The 464-nt window shown below is 36.9% G+C and carries 1 protein-coding gene; it reads left to right on the top strand.

Going from position 1 to position 464, the window contains the following annotated elements:
• A partial coding sequence (locus LC455_RS31125; protein WP_223596808.1) for an IS3 family transposase occupies positions 1–464 on the top strand: 464 nt, incomplete at both ends.

The raw sequence follows: 464 nt of genomic DNA on the forward strand, positions 1-464 counted from the left end.
CATCTCAAACACAAGGAGTTTGGCTACCCTAGAATGGTGACCGCCCTTAAGGAAGAAGGGTTCGAGGTCAACCATAAAAAGGTTTACCGGTTAATGAAGGTAATGGATATTCAGTCGAAGATTAGAAGAAAGTGGAGATATTTTGGCAAAAAAGGTTCCAAAGTATTCCCTAATCTAGTCAACAGGGAATTCAAGAAGAGAAAGGAAAATGAAGTCCTAGTCACTGACATCACTTACATCCCCTTTCAGAATCGTTTTTATTACCTATCGGTAATTCAGGATATTTACAATAACGAAATTGTTTCGTGGAAATTATCAGATAGGAATAATATGAAATTAGTTTTGGATACTGTGGAGGACCTAAATAAAAAAAGAAACGTGCACGGAACCATCCTCCATTCGGATCAGGGATTCCAGTACACGTCTAAAAAATACAACAAACGATTAAACAAATATGGCATAAA

The sequence above is a fragment of the Neobacillus bataviensis genome, from assembly GCF_019969725.1.